This is a genomic window from Faecalicatena contorta (assembly GCF_001404335.1).
GTDB classification, from domain to species: domain Bacteria; phylum Bacillota; class Clostridia; order Lachnospirales; family Lachnospiraceae; genus Faecalicatena; species Faecalicatena contortus_B.
Genome location: NZ_CYZU01000001.1, coordinates 18,338 through 35,740, shown reverse-complemented (window position 1 = coordinate 35,740; position 17,403 = coordinate 18,338). Strand labels below are relative to the sequence as shown.

Sequence of the window (17,403 nt, the reverse complement as noted above, 5' to 3'; positions counted from 1 at the left end):
CAAGTACTTATTATTTGTGCGCTTCTAAATATTTTACAACGTCTCCGACTGTAGCGATCTGCTCCAGATCCTCAGATGGAATCTCCACATCAAATTCTTCCTCAAATGCCATCACAACTTCAAACAGATCCAGAGAGTCTGCTCCAAGGTCATCCTTGAATGAAGTTGCTTCTGTAATTGTGTTGCTGTCTGCTCCCAATGAATCTGCTACGATTTCTTTTACTTTTTCTAACATAGTTTTAAATTCCTTTCATGCTCTTTTCTTTATATTTATTATTTATTTATGTAATCCGGCCTGGTACATCGTAAAATAATGAACTGACACATTGATATTCAGCCTTATATCCAGCCGGAGATTACCCGTTTCAATTACCTGTTTCTAATTCCTGTTCTATAGAAAATTACCTGATATACCGCCTCTACCATTCCAGAAAGGCCGCTCCCCAGGAAAGCCCTGCCCCGAACCCCGACAGTACCAGCCTATCGCCCTTTTTGAGCGTTCCCTTCCGGTTCAACTCATCTAATAAGATGGGAATGCTGGCCGAGGATGTATTCCCATATTCCTGCATATTCATGGGAAATTTACTGATATCCTGTTTCAGCCTTTTCGCCACAGCCTCTACGATCCTCTGGTTTGCCTGGTGAAGAACAAAATAATCCACCTCATCCGCAGTGCGCCCCGCCCCGGACAAAACCTCCAGAACTGCCTCCGGCACCTTCTTAACCGCAAATTTAAACACGGCCTGGCCGTTCATTTTCATATAAGAGTCCGTGTCCTGTTCATCAGGTAACCGGTCCTTGCGGTGCCTGCTCATACACGTTAGCGCATTTCCTTTCCCCCCGTCAGAATGGGTAACCGGCTGATAAAGGGTGCCTTCTTCAGCTCTGAGCACGGCCGCCCCAGCCCCGTCCCCAAACAAAATACAGGTGCCTCTGTCTTTCCAGTTCACCGTATTCGATAAACTTTCCGCCCCAATCACCAGGATCGTCCGGTACATCCCGGAAGCAATATAGGCCTGGGCTGTATTATACGCAAAAAGAAACCCCGTACATGCCGCATTCAAATCAAATCCGGCCGCATTGACAGCCCCCAGTTCCCGCTGCACCTCGCACGCCGTACAGGGAAGCAGAACCTCTGAAGTGAACGTCGATACCAGGATCAAATCCAGCTCCTTTGGATCCACGCCGCTGTCTTCCAGCGCTGCCCGGGACGCCTTCACAGCCATGGAAACAGTCGTGTCATCCTCAATAATATGCCGCCTCACAACACCGGTCCTCTCCCGTATCCATTCATCACTGGTATCGACCAGCCTGGCTAAATCATCGTTATCCAGAAAATGCTCCGGCACATAAGAACCTGTTCCACATATCTTTCCTATCATATTCTATCTCCATGTTTGAATTCGTAGTTTTATTTTCAGCTCAAATACTTTTATCTTAAAATACTTTGATTATCAAAGTATAATAACAAATAGCTTATTTGTCAAGAGGAATATTTGTAGGATGTAGGGAGAGCCCCCTCAGAAATTACAATGCCGAACAATCGATTAAAAGATACAGTATTAGAAATTGTTGAGAACCAGCTGGCCTCTGATGAATGCCCATTTGTAAAAGCTGCGGAAAGAGGTAAGTACTATAAATCCATTCTGGCAAATGCAGAAAACCCGGGCAGCCGGATTATTAATACTGAGGATGTGGCAGATCTGTTTGGGGTGCTGTGAGGAGGCTTTGCAATTTCACAGCACCTCCTCAAGTATCGGTGCAGGCCAATGAATCTCCTTGTCTTGAACAATGATTACAAACATCTTCCGAATTCAGAAAATTCATCTAAAATGCCTAAAGGTAAAGAATTTTAAAATAGGGGTTTACAAAGTCCGGTAGCTTATGATAAAATATCACTTGTCGAGCGGAAGTGGCGGAATGGCAGACGCGCTAGATTCAGGTTCTAGTGGGAGTTTATCCTGTGAGAGTTCAAGTCTCTTCTTCCGCATTGATTGAGAAGTGAGAAGTCTTAATTTATTAAGGCTTCTCTTTTTTTATGATATAGGAAATTCCTTTTGAATTTTCTATATCATAAAACTCTTCCGGGAGGATGCACGTATGCCAATGGACCTGCACATACTAATACGTATCTCTGTATGTTCAGCAGCAACTTGACCAAACACTACTACTAAAGGCCCATTGACGATATCTTTTGTTTTAAATATAATGAAACTATAAATTTATTGTAGCCAAAAACAGGTGAAAACAGGACATGAAAAAGGCCCAAAGCATGCATCGACATCGCTTCGCTGCGGCAGCTTCATTACTGCTTATAACAGCGGCATCTCTTTCAAATGTCCCTATTTCATCCCATACTAAGAGGAGGGAAACGATGAAAAAAATTTATGCCTTAGGAGATGTAACATGTTCACACTGCGCACAAGTGATGGAAACTAAAATGAGTGCCATTCCTGGCGTAACATCAGCAATGATTTCTTTTAAATTAAAAAAAGTAACTGTTAATATGGATGATGACAAAGAAGCAGAGGTTGAAAGCCAGGTTCTCAACTTAATAGAGAACCCTGTTTATTGTAAGACTTGTCCTAACAGATAATTCGGGCAGACCAAAGTAATTTCGTACAGTCATATAGAGAATGGCTGCGGACAGCTTACCATTCAATGTCCGCCATTCGTTGCACAGTTTGTTCATGGTTTATCAAGTATCTCCACTTGAATCGTTGTAGTTCTAAAGCCAGTACTAGATTCCGGGTGCTCCGGAATCTTCTTGAAACAGCGCTGTATCGCTCAATACTCCTTTTATGGGTTTAAGCGGCACAACGCTGTTTTAAGATTGTTTAAATAAGTCTACTACTAAAGGCCCATTGACAGCATTTTTTCTTTTCCATATAATGAAACTATAAGTATATTGTAGCCAAAAGGGTGGAAATAGGACGGAGAAAAAAGACCCCAAAGTGTACGCCGGCATAAGATATTTTCAGCTGCTTCATTGTTGTTCATGGAATCAGGCAATTCTTTCGTATGAGCCGAAAATCACCCAATCTCTAAGAGGAGGGAAAGAAATGAGAAAAGTATATACCTTAGACAACGTAACCTGTACACACTGCTCTCAAGTGACGGAAACACATATCAGCACCTTAACGGGCGTGAATAAAGCCGTAGCTTCATTCAAATTGAAGAAGATTACCGTTGATATGGACGATGACAAAGAAGAAGAGATTGAGCGTCAGATCCAAAAGATTCTTGCCGATCCATTTTACTGTAAGAATTGCCCTAACAGAGAATAACGACATGCAGCAGCGGTGTATCCCTCCATATCCCTTTACCGGGATGGATCGATACACCGCTGTTTTTGTTGATTCACCTCTCACCCTATGGAGTTGGGAGAATCCTCACTAAACTTATTGAAACCGGCTCATTCTGCCAGCTGGTTATATTTTCCCCGCGGAACATAATGTGTATGCAGCAGATCATGAGCCTTATGTCCATTCGGATCTCCCAGAAATTCTGCATATAGTTTCATCAGATCCGGATTCTCATGGGACTTGCGCAGCACCTTGCGTTCATCCTCGCTGTACAGGGCCCGCGACCTCTTTTCACGATATCCCTCCTCACTGCACCGTGGCTGGCCGCCGCCGTTGATACAGCCGCCGGGACATCCCATCACCTCGATGAAGTGATATGGCGATGCACCATCCGCAACCTCCTGCATAAGTCTGGATGCCCCTGCCAGGCCGCTGGTCACTGCAATCTTCACCGTCACGCCCTGCAGATGCGCGTATTCCGGCAGCGTTTTCCCAATGGTGATCTCCGCCGTCTTCACCTGCTCAAGACCTACAATTGGCGTTACATGCAGTTTTTCAAAAGGCAGTTCTTCCCCGGTTACTACTTCATAAACCGTACGCAGAGCGGCTTCCATTACGCCTCCGGTCACACCGAAGATATCAGCCGCGCCGGTCCCCAGCCCCATTGGAGCATCAAATTCTGCATCGGGCAGCTTTACGAAATCGATGCCTGCTTTCTTAATCATTCGCGCCAGTTCCCGTGTAGTCAGCACCGCATCTACGTCGCGTTTTCCTTCCACTTCCATCTCTGGCCGCTGAATCTCGTATTTCTTTGCCGTACAGGGCATAACCGAAACCACGAACATATCCTCGGGCTCTGTGCCCGTTTTCTCTGCATAGTAGGACTTCACTAATGCTCCCATCATGGTATGCGGGCTCTTACAGGTAGAGAGATGTCCCAGTGCCTCCGGGAACTGGTGCTCCACATGCTTGATCCAGCCCGGAGAGCAGCTTGTGATCATCGGAAGCACGGCTTCTTCGCCGGCCAGCGCCGCATTCAGGCGCCCCAGCAGCTCAGTCCCTTCCTCCAGGATCGTCAGATCCGCGGAGAATAAGGTATCGAATACGTCATCAAATCCTATATCGTGAAGGGCTGCGGCGATTTTACCTGTTACCGGAGTTCCACAGGGCAGGCCGAATTCCTCACCCAGAGCCGCACGCACGGCGGGAGCCACCTGAACCACCACCCGCTTCCTGGGATCGGCCAAGGCCTTCCATACCGGTGTCAGGCCATCTGTCTCCTTGAGTGCTCCGGTGGGACAGACGATGGTGCACTGCCCGCACATCGCACAGGATGTGGAATTAAGCGGCAGCCCCATCGCCGGGCTGACCGTAGTCTCAAATCCCCTGTTCTGCGCCTGAATTGCCCCTACCTTTTGTATTCCCGCGCAGGCAGTCACACAGCGGCGGCACAGAATGCATTTGCTGGTAACACGGGTAATGGACGGGGATATGTCCACATGCCCCTCGGACACTGCGCCTTCAAAACGGCTTTCAGACACGTCCAGCTCATATCCGAGGGCCTGCAGCTCACAGCTCTGGTTACGGCTGCAATTCAGGCAGTCCTGTGAATGATTGGACAACAGAAGTTCATACAGAACCTTCCTGGCCTCCAGAACCTTTGGAGAATGGGTTCTCACCTTCATGCCCTCTCTGGCCTTTACCATACAGGACGCCTGCAGGTTCTTCATCCCTTCCACTTCCACCACGCAGATACGGCAGGAACCGTACTGGTGGACATCTTTCATATGGCACAGGCTGGGCACGCGGATGCCGGAAGCCTCTGCCGCTTCCATGATGGTGGAGCCTTCCAATACCTCCACCGGCTTTCCATTTATTGTTAAATGTATCATATTAACCTCCTGGTCTCTGTCTTGTTATGGGTTCCCGCTGCTACCGCCTGTCGCAATGCAGACAGCGCAGGGACTCTGCCATAGCGTCCAGCTTGTGATATCCACAGTTTACTTCCCGGAAATTGCCGGTCCGTTCTTCCGGTTTCAGGCATCTGGTCGGGTAACGGTCATGGGGTTCGTTCACTTCCAGTTCGATTTCCGGAATGTCGAACTGCTGCCCCTTGTTCAATTCCCCTGTTCCGCCCAGGTACTGATCGATCTTCACGGCGGCCTGCTTGCCGTCGGCAATGGCCTGGATCACAACATTCTTGCCCCATGGGCTGACATCGCCTCCCGCAAATATGCCTTTCTCTGCAGTCTGTCTGGTATATTTATTGATCTCCAGTTTGCCGGTCTTATCCATCCCCACATTGGTCGTCCTGTAAACCTTGTGGTCCACATCCTGATTTATGGCAGTAACGACACCGTCACAATCGATGGTAAAGTTCGAACCCTGCAGCTGTTTGGTCAGCCTGCGCCCGTCGCTGCCAAATTCCGCTATACGGCGGCGGATCAGATGAACCCCAGTCACTTTGCCTTGTTCACCCACGAATTCCAGCGGGGACGCCAATGATATAATCTCAATGCCCTCTTCCCGTGCCTCTTCTACCTCTTCCCTGCCTGCAGGCATCTCCTGCTCTGTTCTGCGGTAGACTACGGTAACCTGCTCTGAGCCGAGGCGGACGGCGGTTCTCGCAACATCAATCGCCGTACTGCCCCCGCCGATAACAACAAGATGTTTCGGTACGGACAGGTCTTTCTTCAACCCAACGCGTTTCAGGAATCCGACGCCGCTTTCCACGCCTTCCAGTTCCTCGCCCGGGATATCGAGCAGACGGGAAGCCTGGGTCCCTGCCGCAATGTAAACAGCATCAGACTGGCTGCGCATATCATCAAAGCTCAAGTCTGTACCTATGCTGGTGTTCAGATGGATATGGACGCCGCTCTTTTCGATGGCATGGATCTCTTTCTCGAGAACCTGCTTAGGCAGCCGGTACTCGGGGATTCCCCAATATAAAACGCCGCCGGCCACGGATTCTGCTTCGTATATATGTACTTCATGCCCCAGGTTTGCCAGGTAATAGGCACAAGTCAGGCCAGACGGGCCGGCTCCGATGACGGATATTCTCTTTCCGGTAGACGGCAGCGGCTCCACCATCGGGATATTATAATCATCCCGAAGCGCGTAATCCCCGATAAATCTTTTTACAGAACAAATAGCAACAGGCTCATCCACCTGCGCCCTTCGGCAGTGATCCTCACACGGATGGGTGCAGACACGCCCGCACACAGCCGGGAATGGATTATCCTGCCGGATCAGACGGTAGGCATCGTCGGTCCGCCCTGCTGCCAGCAGAGAAAGGTAACCCGGAATATAAACATTTGCCGGACATGCATTTCGGCACGGTGAGGTCTGAAGTTCCGCACAGACACCTGCCGCGCAGTGTTTATCATAAATGTGGGATTCATATTCCCCGCGGAAATATTTTAAAGTGGAAAGTACCGGGTTGGGAGCTGTCTGCCCAAGGCCGCACATGGCAGTCTGTTTGATCGTCTCCGCCAGTTCCTCCAGAAGCTCCAGGTCTTCCGGACGGCCATCCCCTTCCGTTATCCCTTCCAGAAGCTCCAGCATGCGGCGGGTGCCGTTACGGCAGGGGAGACATTTGCCGCAGGATTCATCACAGATAAAATCCATGAAATACCGGGCCGTATCTACCATACACGTATCTTCGTTCATGACGACCAGACCGCCGGACCCCATGATCGCCCCAAGCTCCGCCAGGGACTCATAATCCACCGGGGTATTCAAATGCGCCCTGGTGAGGCAGCCGCCGGAAGGCCCGCCTGACTGAATGGCCTTGAACTGCTTGCCCCCTATGATACCGCCGCCAATCTTATAGATGATATCCCCCAGAATCGTGCCCATAGGAACTTCAATGATCCCGGCGTTAACGATGTCTCCTGCCAGGGCAAACACCTTCGTTCCGGCGCTCAGATCCGTACCGATTTTTCGATACCAGCTGGAGCCGTTCAGGATAATAGGCGCCACATTAGCCAGCGTCTCCACATTATTGATGATCGTCGGGCTTTCAAACAGGCCCTTTTCAAACGGGAACGGCGGTTTCTGGCTTGGCTCTCCCCTCCTGCCCTCAATAGAGGCCAATAGGGAAGTCTCTTCGCCGCACACAAATGCACCCGCCCCTATGCGGATCTCTACGTCAAAATCAAAACCGCTGCCCATGATGTTTTTGCCCAGAATACCGGCCGCCCTGGCCTGGTCGATGGCATCGCCCAGCCTCTTTACCGCGATGGGATATTCTGCGCGCACATAAATATAGCCTTTTGATGCTCCGATCGCGTATCCACCCAGCATCATACCTTCGATGACGCTGTGGGGATCCCCTTCCAGGAGGCTCCGGTCCATGAATGCCCCGGGATCCCCTTCATCCGCGTTGCAGACCATGAATTTGCGTCCGTCCGGCGACTGGGCCTTCATTCCTGCCTCCCATTTTACGCCGGTTGGGAAGCCCGCGCCTCCGCGCCCTCTCAGGCCGGAGTTTTTCACGACCGCGACCACCTCTTCCCGGCTCATGCCGCTCAATACCTTTGCAAGCGCCCCATACCCATCCCTGGATATATAGGCCGCCAGAGAAGAGAACTCCATCCTTCCGCAGTTTCTCAGGGCAATGCGGACCTGGCCCTCAAAGAAGCCGATATCTTTCATCAACGGTACATGGATCCCCATGTCGTCATCAAAGTATGTATACTCCTCGCATACCTCATCATTCATCAGATGCCTGAACACAATATGATCCACCTTTTCCGGATCCATCTCGGTATAGAATACTCCGTCAGGCTCAACCAGGATCACCGGTCCCAGAGAACAGGTTCCCATACAGCCGGTGACCAGGACCTCTATCTCGTCCTCCAGCTGATAATTGGCCAGCGACTCGTGAAGCGCGTCTTTTACTTCCTGACAGTGGGAAGAGATACAGCCCGCGCCTCCGCACACCAGAACCTGGCGTCTGTACTTTCTCCGCTGCGCCAGGTAATCTCCTTTGATCACGCGGAGATCCATCTGGTCCCTTACCACCAGGGTTTCCCTGGATGTCTCATTTATTACAGCCATAGTTTTACTCCTCCTCCTCATAGTAGCGTTGCAGTATCTGTTCCAGTTTGTCGGGGTTTACTTGTTTGTAGACCTGATCGTCTATGGACATGGCCGGCGCCAGCCCGCAGGAACCGATACAGCGAGCCACTTCAAACGTGAATATCCTGTCCTTTGTGGTCTCCCCAATCTCTACACCCAGAATCTCCCTCAGCCTCTCCACAATCTTTTTACCGCCCCTTACATAGCAGGCCGTGCCGAGACAGACACGTATGGTGTGCTTACCTCTTGGCTGGGTGGCAAAGAAGGAGTAAAATGTAACGACCCCTGACACCTCGGCCAAAGGTATATCCAGGCCGTCCGCTATGACTTCCTGCACCTCCAGCGGCAGATAGCCATAGATTCCCTGTGCCATGTGGAGAACCTGGATCAGGCTCCCTTCCTTCCCTTTGTACTCCGCTGTCAATTCCGCGATCCGCTCCAGCAGAGCTGTCTCACTGTGGGCACAGCCACAGCATCCTTGTGTGTATTCACCCATCAATTAGTGCCTCCTTTTACTTTTTTATTGTGAAAAAACATACAAAGTAAAAGCGGGAACTGCCTGAATGGCAGCTCCCGCTGATTGATTACCTGTATGTTTTTTACATCCTGAATCCTGTTTTCCTGTTTTTTTATGTATATACTGGTCCATATGATATGACTCCTCCCTGTTTCTGGCATTTTCCCCTAAAAATCAGGAACGATAAGCTTGTTATTAATTGTACAAATTCAAGCAAATTGTCTGAAAGTTTTTGTTATGGTACCGATCATATCACAACCAGTTTGTCTCTGTCAAGATGCAATCGCAAAATTCATAGTATGACAAAGAATTGACAGACAACAAAAACTGCTATCCAAAGAGGCACTCCCTATATATATCTGCCCCCATATCCGCCTCCGCCGCAGCACAGCCCGCTGCCACCGCAGCACAGATTACAGAGCAGATTTGCAATACAGAGTTTCATGCACAAATCGCTGCCGCCCGCCCCCGGATATCCATACACGCTCTGCCGCTGCTGATACCAGGAACCGCCGCCCTGCAGGCGCTGCAGCAGCATCTGGTACTGCATATTCTCCGGCTCCAGCCTTACGGCTTCCTTCGCATGTTCCAGTGCAGTGACATTGCTGCCCATCCCCGAATTTGCCGATGCGCTGTAAAAATACCACAGGGCGCTCCTGTCATGGATCCCGTTCAGGACATGGAGCGCCTCTTCATATCGGCCGGCCTGCAGGTAATTGGCCGCCGCCTTCAGGTGTATATCTGTCTCGCTGTTTCCCCCCGAACGCTGTTCCTGCCCGCCGTAGGGGCCATAGCCCCCAAAACCGCCAAAGCCGCCGAAACCTCCATATCCGCCATATCCCCCATAGCTTCCGGTATTCCCATAACCGCCTGTACCTCCGGTATATCCGTGTTCGCGTTCATCCATAATCTGCTGATAGGCCTGCTGTACTTCTTTAAACCTGGTTTCCGCCTCATCACGCATGGGGTTGTTGATATTCGCATCGGGATGGTACTTTCTGCTCAGCGTCCGGTATGCTTTTTTTATCTCTTCATCGGCTGCATCCCTTGACACACCCAACACTTTATACGGATCATTCATCGTCTTCCATTCTCCTCACCATCTCTGTCCCTAACCTTCTAAACGTAACAATTCAGACGGACCTGAACTGTTACGTTTCCTCTCTTTTTTCCGAGAGTTCTCATACCAGAAAAAGAGGCCTGCCGGCAGCACACCGGTCTGCCTCCAGCACCGCTTTTTCTCCTTATCCTGCATCCTCAATCAGCTGTTTTTAATAAAGGTCTGACTGCACTTCGGACAGCGCACCTCGATCTTTCCCTTCCCCTTTGGCACCCTGATCTTCTGTCCGCAGCCAGGGCATTTATAAATATGGTGCGTTTTTCTCTGCTTCCATATAGCTTTCTGATTCCGGAAAAAGCCGCGTATCTTACTCGTCTTTGCCAGAAATGCCTGATTCTCTGCATACCGTTTTGTCACATTCTTTGAAAACATCCGGAAATAGCAGTAGATAATCAGGACCCAGCCCAGTGCATATAAGATAAGACGGACTCTGTCTCCTCCGATTACAGAAGAGATTAACACCACCGCCAGACCCACTATAAGCAGGAACTTCGAAAATGTATCGACTCCGTATCTTCCCTGCATGAAACGTATCAGTTTTTCTTTCATGTTTTACCATCCTCACTTTTATTCCTGCGGCAGCAAGCGGAAATCAGGACTGCCTGTTTCCGGCGTCTTCCCCTGGGCCGTCCCGCTTCCCTCTGTGCTGCTGAATTGATGCCCCGCAGCCATCTGCAGGGTAATGAACTACATGTGAAATATTCTCCTCTGTTTTCTCTGAATTGTCAAGAAATGTCTTATAAAATAAATATAAAATTTACTTGCAAAGGCAACAGTTCAGACCTGCCTGAACTGCTGCGTGCAAAGTGGGCAGGCCCACTTTGTCCCTGCCCATTACTTTTCATTTAAGATATTTTTGCAGATCTCATCTGAGATCAGGTATACAATCCTGGAATCATTCAGCATGACATAGCGGTTTCCCTCACCATCTTCTTTTCCAATATAAAGCGTAAGCGTCTGTTCCTCATCGTCCTGCGTATAGACGGCCTTCACAGTGATTCCTGACGCTTCATCCAGGCCAAATCCGGCCAGGTCTTCCTCCTCCACGGAATAATCCGCGGCCTTGCTCAGGGTGACAGCTCCCAGTCCGCCGGCAGCCGTTGCAATGGCTTCTGTATCGTCATTATTTTCCGAATCATAGGTGGCCTCGCTGCCATCTCTTGTTACGACAACTTTCTTCAGATTGCCGCTTCCAATATTGGGATAGGTATCCAGCTGCGCCATGTCCTCCAGTGAATACTGCAGGTCAGATATGGAAGTGCCGCTCACCGTGTACACCTTTCCCGTATCCCCCACAGTGGCATAATAGTTATCTCCCACAGCATTTCCGTAATAAACAGCGGTCTCTTTTCCGTCTTTTCCGGTCAGCACAACCGTGTATACCGGATCTTTTAACCCATAGTCCTCCAGCGAATCCCCGTCTTTCAGCTCCCGCTCTGCCTTCAGTCTGGCAAAATCAGAGGCCATTTGTTCCGGGTAGCTCTGTGCCAGCGGGAAATCCCGGTCATCGGCATTGTACCACGTACCGTCCTCCTTTACAAAATGAAATTCTCCGCTGCCTGCATCATACTGAATGCTTGTAATTTCGTCTATATCAGTCACGTATACCGTTTCCGCTTCTGTTTTTGCTTCCTTCTTTTCTTCCTGCTTCTTATTCCACCTTTGCATCCCAAGATAGGCAATCAAAAGAACCAGCAGAAGGCAGAGCAGCAAAAGGAAGGATTTCTTCTTTTTTTTCTCCATCTTCATCCGCCCTCCTATGCTTTTCTTCTCTTAAACCATACTGCAAATCCACCGATCAGAATCAGCAGCGGGATACCGAATATTACGAGCAGGCTGAATAGTCCTGCATGCTGCACGGTATTATATTCCGTGGCAAGGCTCTTTGGTTCAATTGATATATTCTGTACGCCGTCAAAATTGCTGCTTACGGCATTCATAAATAACGTCGTATTCTCAAGCTGCGTGAAGGTATCTGTGATCTGGGAATCGATCAGGCTTCCCGCCATGATTACGGTCAATCGGCTTTCTTTCGCGCTCTCCTTAGCAGTGTCTGATGTGTCTTTGCTTTGCGTATCGTCCTCTGCTGCTTCAGTAGCTTCGTCTTTATTCTCATCCTTGGTGTCGGCACTGATCTGCTCTGTGGCAACCGCCCCCAGTGTATACGTGCCCTGCGTCTGGCTGTCTTCCGTGACCGCATAGGCGCTGTCCGTCGTTGTCATAAAAGAGCTGGAACTAATGGTATCTCTCTCGGCATCTACCAGGTTCAGGCCCCGGGTATTGGTGACAAGCACCATCTGCGAAGACATGCCTTTCGCCAGATCTCCTGACAATGTAAGCGTCGGGAATATATAGTAATAATTGCCCTGGTAACATCTCTGGGGATCGGCAATATACCCATCGGCTTCTTCCATGCCATATTCCTTCATGATGGAGGCAATATTCGGAAGCACTGAAGTGCTGGTATCTCCCAGGAGAATCATCACTTTCCCGCCTGACGAAAGGAATTGCTGCATTGCTGCTTTTTCATCGTCTGTCAAATCCGTGGCCGGCGCGTACATAAGCAGAAGATCGCAGTCTTCGGGTATGGATGCCTGCATCACCAGATTCAGTTCTTCAATCTTGTAATTATTTTTGTCCATTAACTCTGTAATTGAGTTTGATAATGTGGCCTCACCGTGCCCCGTTGTTCTGTATATTTTTTTATTTACATCACTGGTCACGTAATTCACCGCACTGGTCAGCTGGCCTTCGCCGTCGAATTCGGATTCCGATACACTGCCCGTATAATAATAGGAGGAGGTATCCATGACCACAATATCGTCAAATGAAACAGTTGTGCTCTTGCCCGTATCCGCACATTCTACCACGATCGTATTCGCGCTGGTCTCGTACTCCGTTAACGCAGACGGATGGAGTACGGGGTCAATCCACTCCACAGAAATATATTTGGACAAAGCTGCATATTTGCTTAAAAATGTTTTAATCCGGTCGTCCGCCTTGTCTTTCTCTGCCAAAACCGTAAACCTTATTTTATGGTTCAGATCCTTCAGGAGCTCCCGGCTGGTATCCGTGATCTCGTAGATCTTTGTGCTGCTGACATCGATATTCCTGTATTTCTCGGGGATCTGTCCGAATATCATATTGGCTACTATTACGATTGCGACCACGATCACGGTAATCCCCACGCTGTAGGTTCCGTTTTTTGTTCCCGCTGTATGAAATAAATTTTTTATTTTCTGCAATTTCCGGCCCTCCTAACTCCAGCGTCTTTTCTGAATTGCCTGTACTGTCAGGAAAATAAACACTACAATTACAGACAAATACAGAACTATGCCGCTGATATCTACTATGCTGTTCGACGTGATATCCGTAAAAACATTTGCAAGCGCAAGGTTTCCAAGGAACTTCGTCAGAATGTTCTCGAACAGGCTGGATTTTACAATATACGTGACTACACAGGCCGCAATCCCAATGAGTTCAATCCCTCCGCTGATAAACCAGTTGCCCGTCATCTGCTGAATATAGGCAGCTACAATGGTCAGAAGTATGATAATCCCCACAGCGCCGCTGATAGCTGAACTTGGAAGGAAAGACAGGATGCCGTCCCACAGATACAGAACGAGCAGAACCCCGAATGTGGTGATAAAGGCAATGATCTGGCTCTCTGTCAGTGAGGACAAAAACATCCCGATCGCAATATATACGCATCCGAGAAGGAAAAATACCACAATAGATATATAATCCACCTTCAGATATGCGGTTCCCTGCATTTTAATAATCAAAGGGAATAAACAAAAGATCAGGTTCGGCACTGCCAGCACGGAAACCATCGCAAGGTATTTTCCCATCACAACCTGGCGCAGGCTAACCGGCGCAGTCAAAAGCAGCTGGTCTGTCTTGTTTCTCCGCTCCTCCGAAAAGCTTTTCATTGTGATCAGCGGTATCCCTACAAGAAAAACAATCAGTACGCCGGAAAGCGTGTAGGAGAAGTAGGGGTATCCCGCATTCAGGTTGTAAGCCATAAAATAAATTCCCGCAAATGCTACAAGGAACGCTATAAAGACACATCCAATCATGGACTGAAAATAGGACTTCAGTTCTCTCTTATAAATCGCCAGCATCTGTCCCCGCCTCCTCTCTCTTTGCAGACAGCAGTTTCGAGCCTGTTTCCCCCTGTGTCAGTTCCAGGAAGATCTCCTCCAGACTTGCACGGTTCGTATTCAGCATAAGAAGAGGACAGCCTGCCCCGGCAAATGCAAAGAATACCTGTTCCCGGATATCTTTGTTGTCTTTTACTTCCAATACTGCATATGTTGTCCCGTCCGCTCTCTTTTCTGTTTTCATGCCGGTGATATCCCTGATCGGATTCAATATGTCACGCAGATTCGAAGGTTCTGTTTTCGCCAGGATCTCGACGGACTCCGCTTCATCCATCAAATGCTCCAGATTATCCGGCGTATCGCTGGCAACAAGCCTGCCCTTCGAAATGATCATAATGTAGTCGCATACCTCTCTGACCTCGGCCAGTATATGCGAACTCAGGATAACCGTATGATCCTTCGCCAGTTTCCGGATCAGCTCCCTGATCTCAATAATCTGTTTCGGATCCAGCCCCACGGTGGGCTCATCAAGTATAATAATGTCCGGAAATCCCAGCATGGCCTGGGCCAGCCCAACTCTCTGCCGGTATCCTTTTGACAGGTTGCGGATCAGCCGGCCTCTGACATCCATCAATTTTGCAAGCTTGATTACCTCTTCCACTGAGGATTCCCGTTTGTCTTTGGCGATTCCCTTCAGCTCCGCTGCAAAATCCAGATACTCCTGCACCGTCATTTCCATGTACAGCGGCGGGAGCTCCGGAAGATACCCTATGTGCTTCTTCGCTTCTTCCGGTTCCTTTAGAATGTCGTGTCCGTTAATCAGCACCTCGCCTTCCGTTGCTCCAAGGTACCCGGTCATGATATTCATGGTCGTCGATTTTCCTGCTCCGTTGGGGCCCAAAAAGCCATAGATCTTCCCTTTTTCAATCTTGAAATTCAGGTGGTCTATGGCCAGATGGTTTCCGTATTTTTTTACTAAGTTTTTTACCTCAATCAATTCCTTACCTCCCTGGTCTGATAATTTACGCCGGCTTTGGAGTGCGGCTGATGATTTATGTCCCCAGATGGCTGATCCGCTTACCGCGGATGCAAACCGGTCAGGAGCGTCCGACAAATCATCAAGCATACTCTGGATAAGACGGCCCATATGAAACAGCTGTGTGCTCCACATAAAGATAAAATTAACAGAAGGTTGTGACGGATTTGTGTTTGAAATGTGGAATTTTTGAGGTAAATTCTTACAATAGGCGTTGCTGTTCAGACCGTGCTGTGCACGCCCGCAGGGTGTGCACAGTAACCAATAGGCAAAGCAATTGCCACTCCTGTCAGATCAAGAGCGCTAACTATTTGTAATTTCAATATTGTTAAATAATGCATTTGTTTCGCTCACACACAGCCCCAAAGCACCTCCAGTATACTCATTTAGCTTTTCCTTAAACAATTCTACTCCGTCAATGTATACTTTAAGGTTCCCTTCTTTCATTTCGACACAAATGAGGTAAGTCCGCTCCGTATTAATTATAACCGCCGCCTTACCAATTTGGATTTTATCATAAAACAAGATCATCTCTTTCTTTTCAGCATCAAACACCACCCTGTATCCTATACCCATTTCATTTATTCCGAATGCCAGGCCGGCGCTTTTTCCACTCTGATAGGATGTAATCTTCAGCCTTGATTGCACCCGAAACTCATGGGATTTTTCTGTTGTTGCCACTAGTCCATCTGCAGCACAACAGCCTTCAAAGCCTTGTACTGTGTTCATCCACTTCCCATCAAAAACGTTTTCGAACAAGTCGGATTCGCTTTTCTTGTCCGGCCAGACAGAAGACAGATTGTAACAACGGCCGCTAACCAGCCTCAGCGGAGAATTGCCAGCCGCTAACCTCACCCGCAGCCTGGGATCTCCCCCAAAGAACAAGTTTGTCATAACTACCGAACCGTCCCCGGCGAACAGCTCTATCTGCGATGAATCAACCAATATATGTAATTTTAGTATCTCATCCTCAAGCTTGAACGGGGCTTTGAATCTGCCCCTGAAATGCTCTATGTGATACTGATTACAATTCGTCCGGTCAAAGATGATCTTTTCCTCTCTGCGATCATAAACAATTTTAATGAGATCCCTGCCGCTATCCCCAATCATGAGTTCCATTACAGCATGACTGCCTTTAAATGCAAGCTCACAAATGATCTCAAACTGATTCCCCTCAACAGGCAATTCCAATGTACTGTCAGGAAATATGTCACAAGGTGTAATCTCATGCCTTTGATTCCTTAATTGCCGGATTTCTTCTGCGGGCCTCTGAATGATACGGATTTCATCCTGCTTTTTTACTAATCTTAACTCTCTGACCGAGGAAAACTGCCCCTTAAAAAGAGACGTGGGTAATTCATCCCGGTAAAGCCAATTATCGGCCCAGCCGATCATTAATCTCCGGCCGTCATCCGGCAGAATGTCGTTCCAGGTTACCCCTGCATAAAAGTCTTTGCCATAATCCAGCCAGGATATTTTTTCCGGCGGACCATCATTTATAAAACTTTTTCCGTCAAACTCCCCTATAAAATACTGCATTCCCGTTCCCCCCGCAGGTGCCCCGCTATTTACACTGACCAGTAAAACCCATTTATTTTCGTCCTGGCAATTTTCGATTGGCATCCGGAACAAATCCGGACATTCCCATACTCCCTGATGCGATCCTTCCCCTGAACCAAACTCGCCTGTAAACTCCCATTCAATCAGATTGGCAGAGCGATAAAACTCAACATGGTCTCCACATGCTACTACCATAATCCAGGCATTTTTTTCTTCAAACCAAAACACCTTCGGATCACGGAAATCCTTTTTCCCCTTCGATGTTAACACCGGATTTTGCTCATACTTTATCCATGTCCGTCCCCGGTCTCTGCTATATGCCAATCCCTGGCTTTGTTGTGAATCTACATGCTCATTATAAGTAAATAATGCAGCAATCACCTTTTCTTTTCCATACTGCAGCCCACTCGTATTTTTCCAGTCAACAACAGCACTTCCTGACCATATCTGGCCAATCAGATCCGGAGCCAATGCGGCAGGAAGATGCATCCAATGCACAAGATCGCGGCTCACGGCATGCCCCCAATGAATATGATTGTTGATATTATACTGATGCATTAAATGATACTCCCCCTCATAATAAAACAGACCATTGGGGTCATTGATAACATGCGATTCAGCCGAATAGTGAAAACCCGGACGGTACAGATCTTTAAAATATTTTTTTCTTTTTAACATAA

Annotated in this window: 15 protein-coding genes and 1 tRNA gene; 4 read left to right on the top strand and 12 right to left on the bottom strand. The window is 48.5% G+C overall.

Annotation, left to right across the window (positions count from 1 at the left end; translation table 11 throughout):
- Nucleotides 1-10: 10 nt before the first annotated feature.
- Both ARB69_RS00145 and ARB69_RS00140 read right to left on the bottom strand, forming a co-directional pair.
- The gene (locus ARB69_RS00145; protein WP_050641847.1) at nt 11-235 is read right to left on the bottom strand and encodes an acyl carrier protein; all 225 of its coding nucleotides are present in this window, start codon (nt 233-235) and stop codon (nt 11-13) included.
- Between the two features lie 184 nt (nt 236-419).
- On the bottom strand, nt 420-1,382 hold the full coding sequence (locus tag ARB69_RS00140) for a beta-ketoacyl-ACP synthase III (protein WP_050641848.1): 963 nt from the start codon (nt 1,380-1,382) through the stop codon (nt 420-422).
- A gap of 150 nt (nt 1,383-1,532) precedes the next feature.
- Here ARB69_RS00140 and ARB69_RS00135 point away from each other — a divergent pair, with 150 nt between their 5' ends.
- From ARB69_RS00135 to ARB69_RS00120, 4 genes are all read left to right on the top strand, one after another.
- Nucleotides 1,533-1,721 (top strand): hypothetical protein, encoded by a 189-nt coding sequence (locus ARB69_RS00135; RefSeq protein WP_055149866.1) that lies wholly within the window; start codon nt 1,533-1,535, stop codon nt 1,719-1,721.
- Nucleotides 1,722-1,906: 185 nt separating this feature from the next.
- Nucleotides 1,907-1,990 (top strand) — tRNA-Leu (locus ARB69_RS00130).
- Nucleotides 1,991-2,374: 384 nt separating this feature from the next.
- On the top strand, nt 2,375-2,596 hold the full coding sequence (locus ARB69_RS00125; protein WP_025654625.1) for a heavy-metal-associated domain-containing protein: 222 nt from the start codon (nt 2,375-2,377) through the stop codon (nt 2,594-2,596).
- Nucleotides 2,597-3,062: 466 nt separating this feature from the next.
- On the top strand, nt 3,063-3,287 hold the full coding sequence (locus tag ARB69_RS00120) for a heavy-metal-associated domain-containing protein (RefSeq protein ID WP_025654624.1): 225 nt from the start codon (nt 3,063-3,065) through the stop codon (nt 3,285-3,287).
- A gap of 128 nt (nt 3,288-3,415) precedes the next feature.
- Here the strand turns inward: ARB69_RS00120 and ARB69_RS00115 are convergent, their stop codons facing one another.
- The 10 genes from ARB69_RS00115 to ARB69_RS00065 form a co-directional block, all read right to left on the bottom strand.
- The gene (locus tag ARB69_RS00115) at nt 3,416-5,197 is read right to left on the bottom strand and encodes an NADH-dependent [FeFe] hydrogenase, group A6 (protein WP_055149863.1); all 1,782 of its coding nucleotides are present in this window, start codon (nt 5,195-5,197) and stop codon (nt 3,416-3,418) included.
- Nucleotides 5,198-5,237: 40 nt separating this feature from the next.
- The gene (locus tag ARB69_RS00110) at nt 5,238-8,366 is read right to left on the bottom strand and encodes an NADH-ubiquinone oxidoreductase-F iron-sulfur binding region domain-containing protein (RefSeq protein WP_083486971.1); all 3,129 of its coding nucleotides are present in this window, start codon (nt 8,364-8,366) and stop codon (nt 5,238-5,240) included.
- A 4-nt stretch (nt 8,367-8,370) separates the two neighbouring features.
- Nucleotides 8,371-8,883, bottom strand: a complete 513-nt coding sequence (locus ARB69_RS00105) for a complex I 24 kDa subunit family protein (protein ID WP_025654621.1) — start codon at nt 8,881-8,883, stop codon at nt 8,371-8,373.
- Nucleotides 8,884-9,253: 370 nt separating this feature from the next.
- Nucleotides 9,254-9,985 (bottom strand): J domain-containing protein, encoded by a 732-nt coding sequence (locus ARB69_RS00095; protein ID WP_055149860.1) that lies wholly within the window; start codon nt 9,983-9,985, stop codon nt 9,254-9,256.
- A gap of 180 nt (nt 9,986-10,165) precedes the next feature.
- Nucleotides 10,166-10,573, bottom strand: coding sequence for a hypothetical protein (locus tag ARB69_RS00090; protein ID WP_050641853.1), 408 nt, complete (start codon nt 10,571-10,573; stop codon nt 10,166-10,168).
- A 285-nt stretch (nt 10,574-10,858) separates the two neighbouring features.
- A complete protein-coding gene (locus ARB69_RS00085) occupies nt 10,859-11,767 on the bottom strand; it encodes a DUF4340 domain-containing protein (protein WP_055150092.1) in 909 nt (302 codons plus the stop codon).
- A 14-nt stretch (nt 11,768-11,781) separates the two neighbouring features.
- Nucleotides 11,782-13,269 (bottom strand): GldG family protein, encoded by a 1,488-nt coding sequence (locus ARB69_RS00080; RefSeq protein WP_055149857.1) that lies wholly within the window; start codon nt 13,267-13,269, stop codon nt 11,782-11,784.
- 12 nt (nt 13,270-13,281) lie between these two features.
- Entirely contained in the window at nt 13,282-14,148 is an 867-nt protein-coding gene (locus ARB69_RS00075; RefSeq protein WP_055149854.1) for an ABC transporter permease subunit, read from the bottom strand.
- The gene (locus ARB69_RS00070; protein WP_050642745.1) at nt 14,132-15,124 is read right to left on the bottom strand and encodes an ABC transporter ATP-binding protein; all 993 of its coding nucleotides are present in this window, start codon (nt 15,122-15,124) and stop codon (nt 14,132-14,134) included. Before ARB69_RS00070 ends, ARB69_RS00075 begins: the two co-directional genes overlap by 17 nt.
- A gap of 342 nt (nt 15,125-15,466) precedes the next feature.
- The gene (locus ARB69_RS00065; RefSeq protein WP_055149851.1) at nt 15,467-17,401 is read right to left on the bottom strand and encodes a glycoside hydrolase family 32 protein; all 1,935 of its coding nucleotides are present in this window, start codon (nt 17,399-17,401) and stop codon (nt 15,467-15,469) included.
- Nucleotides 17,402-17,403 lie beyond the last annotated feature (2 nt).

Bases quoted from the DNA above. Each gene is read 5' to 3' on its own strand.
- ARB69_RS00145 (WP_050641847.1), bottom strand. From the start codon at position 235: ATGTTAGAAAAAGTAAAAGAAATCGTAGCAGATTCATTGGGAGCAGAC.
- ARB69_RS00140 (WP_050641848.1), bottom strand. From the start codon at position 1,382: ATGATAGGAAAGATATGTGGAACAGGTTCTTATGTGCCGGAGCATTTT.
- ARB69_RS00135 (WP_055149866.1), top strand. From the start codon at position 1,533: ATGCCGAACAATCGATTAAAAGATACAGTATTAGAAATTGTTGAGAAC.
- ARB69_RS00125 (WP_025654625.1), top strand. From the start codon at position 2,375: ATGAAAAAAATTTATGCCTTAGGAGATGTAACATGTTCACACTGCGCA.
- ARB69_RS00120 (WP_025654624.1), top strand. From the start codon at position 3,063: ATGAGAAAAGTATATACCTTAGACAACGTAACCTGTACACACTGCTCT.
- ARB69_RS00115 (WP_055149863.1), bottom strand. From the start codon at position 5,197: ATGATACATTTAACAATAAATGGAAAGCCGGTGGAGGTATTGGAAGGC.
- ARB69_RS00110 (WP_083486971.1), bottom strand. From the start codon at position 8,366: ATGGCTGTAATAAATGAGACATCCAGGGAAACCCTGGTGGTAAGGGAC.
- ARB69_RS00105 (WP_025654621.1), bottom strand. From the start codon at position 8,883: ATGGGTGAATACACACAAGGATGCTGTGGCTGTGCCCACAGTGAGACA.
- ARB69_RS00095 (WP_055149860.1), bottom strand. From the start codon at position 9,985: ATGAATGATCCGTATAAAGTGTTGGGTGTGTCAAGGGATGCAGCCGAT.
- ARB69_RS00090 (WP_050641853.1), bottom strand. From the start codon at position 10,573: ATGAAAGAAAAACTGATACGTTTCATGCAGGGAAGATACGGAGTCGAT.
- ARB69_RS00085 (WP_055150092.1), bottom strand. From the start codon at position 11,767: ATGGAGAAAAAAAAGAAGAAATCCTTCCTTTTGCTGCTCTGCCTTCTG.
- ARB69_RS00075 (WP_055149854.1), bottom strand. From the start codon at position 14,148: ATGCTGGCGATTTATAAGAGAGAACTGAAGTCCTATTTTCAGTCCATG.
- ARB69_RS00065 (WP_055149851.1), bottom strand. From the start codon at position 17,401: ATGTTAAAAAGAAAAAAATATTTTAAAGATCTGTACCGTCCGGGTTTT.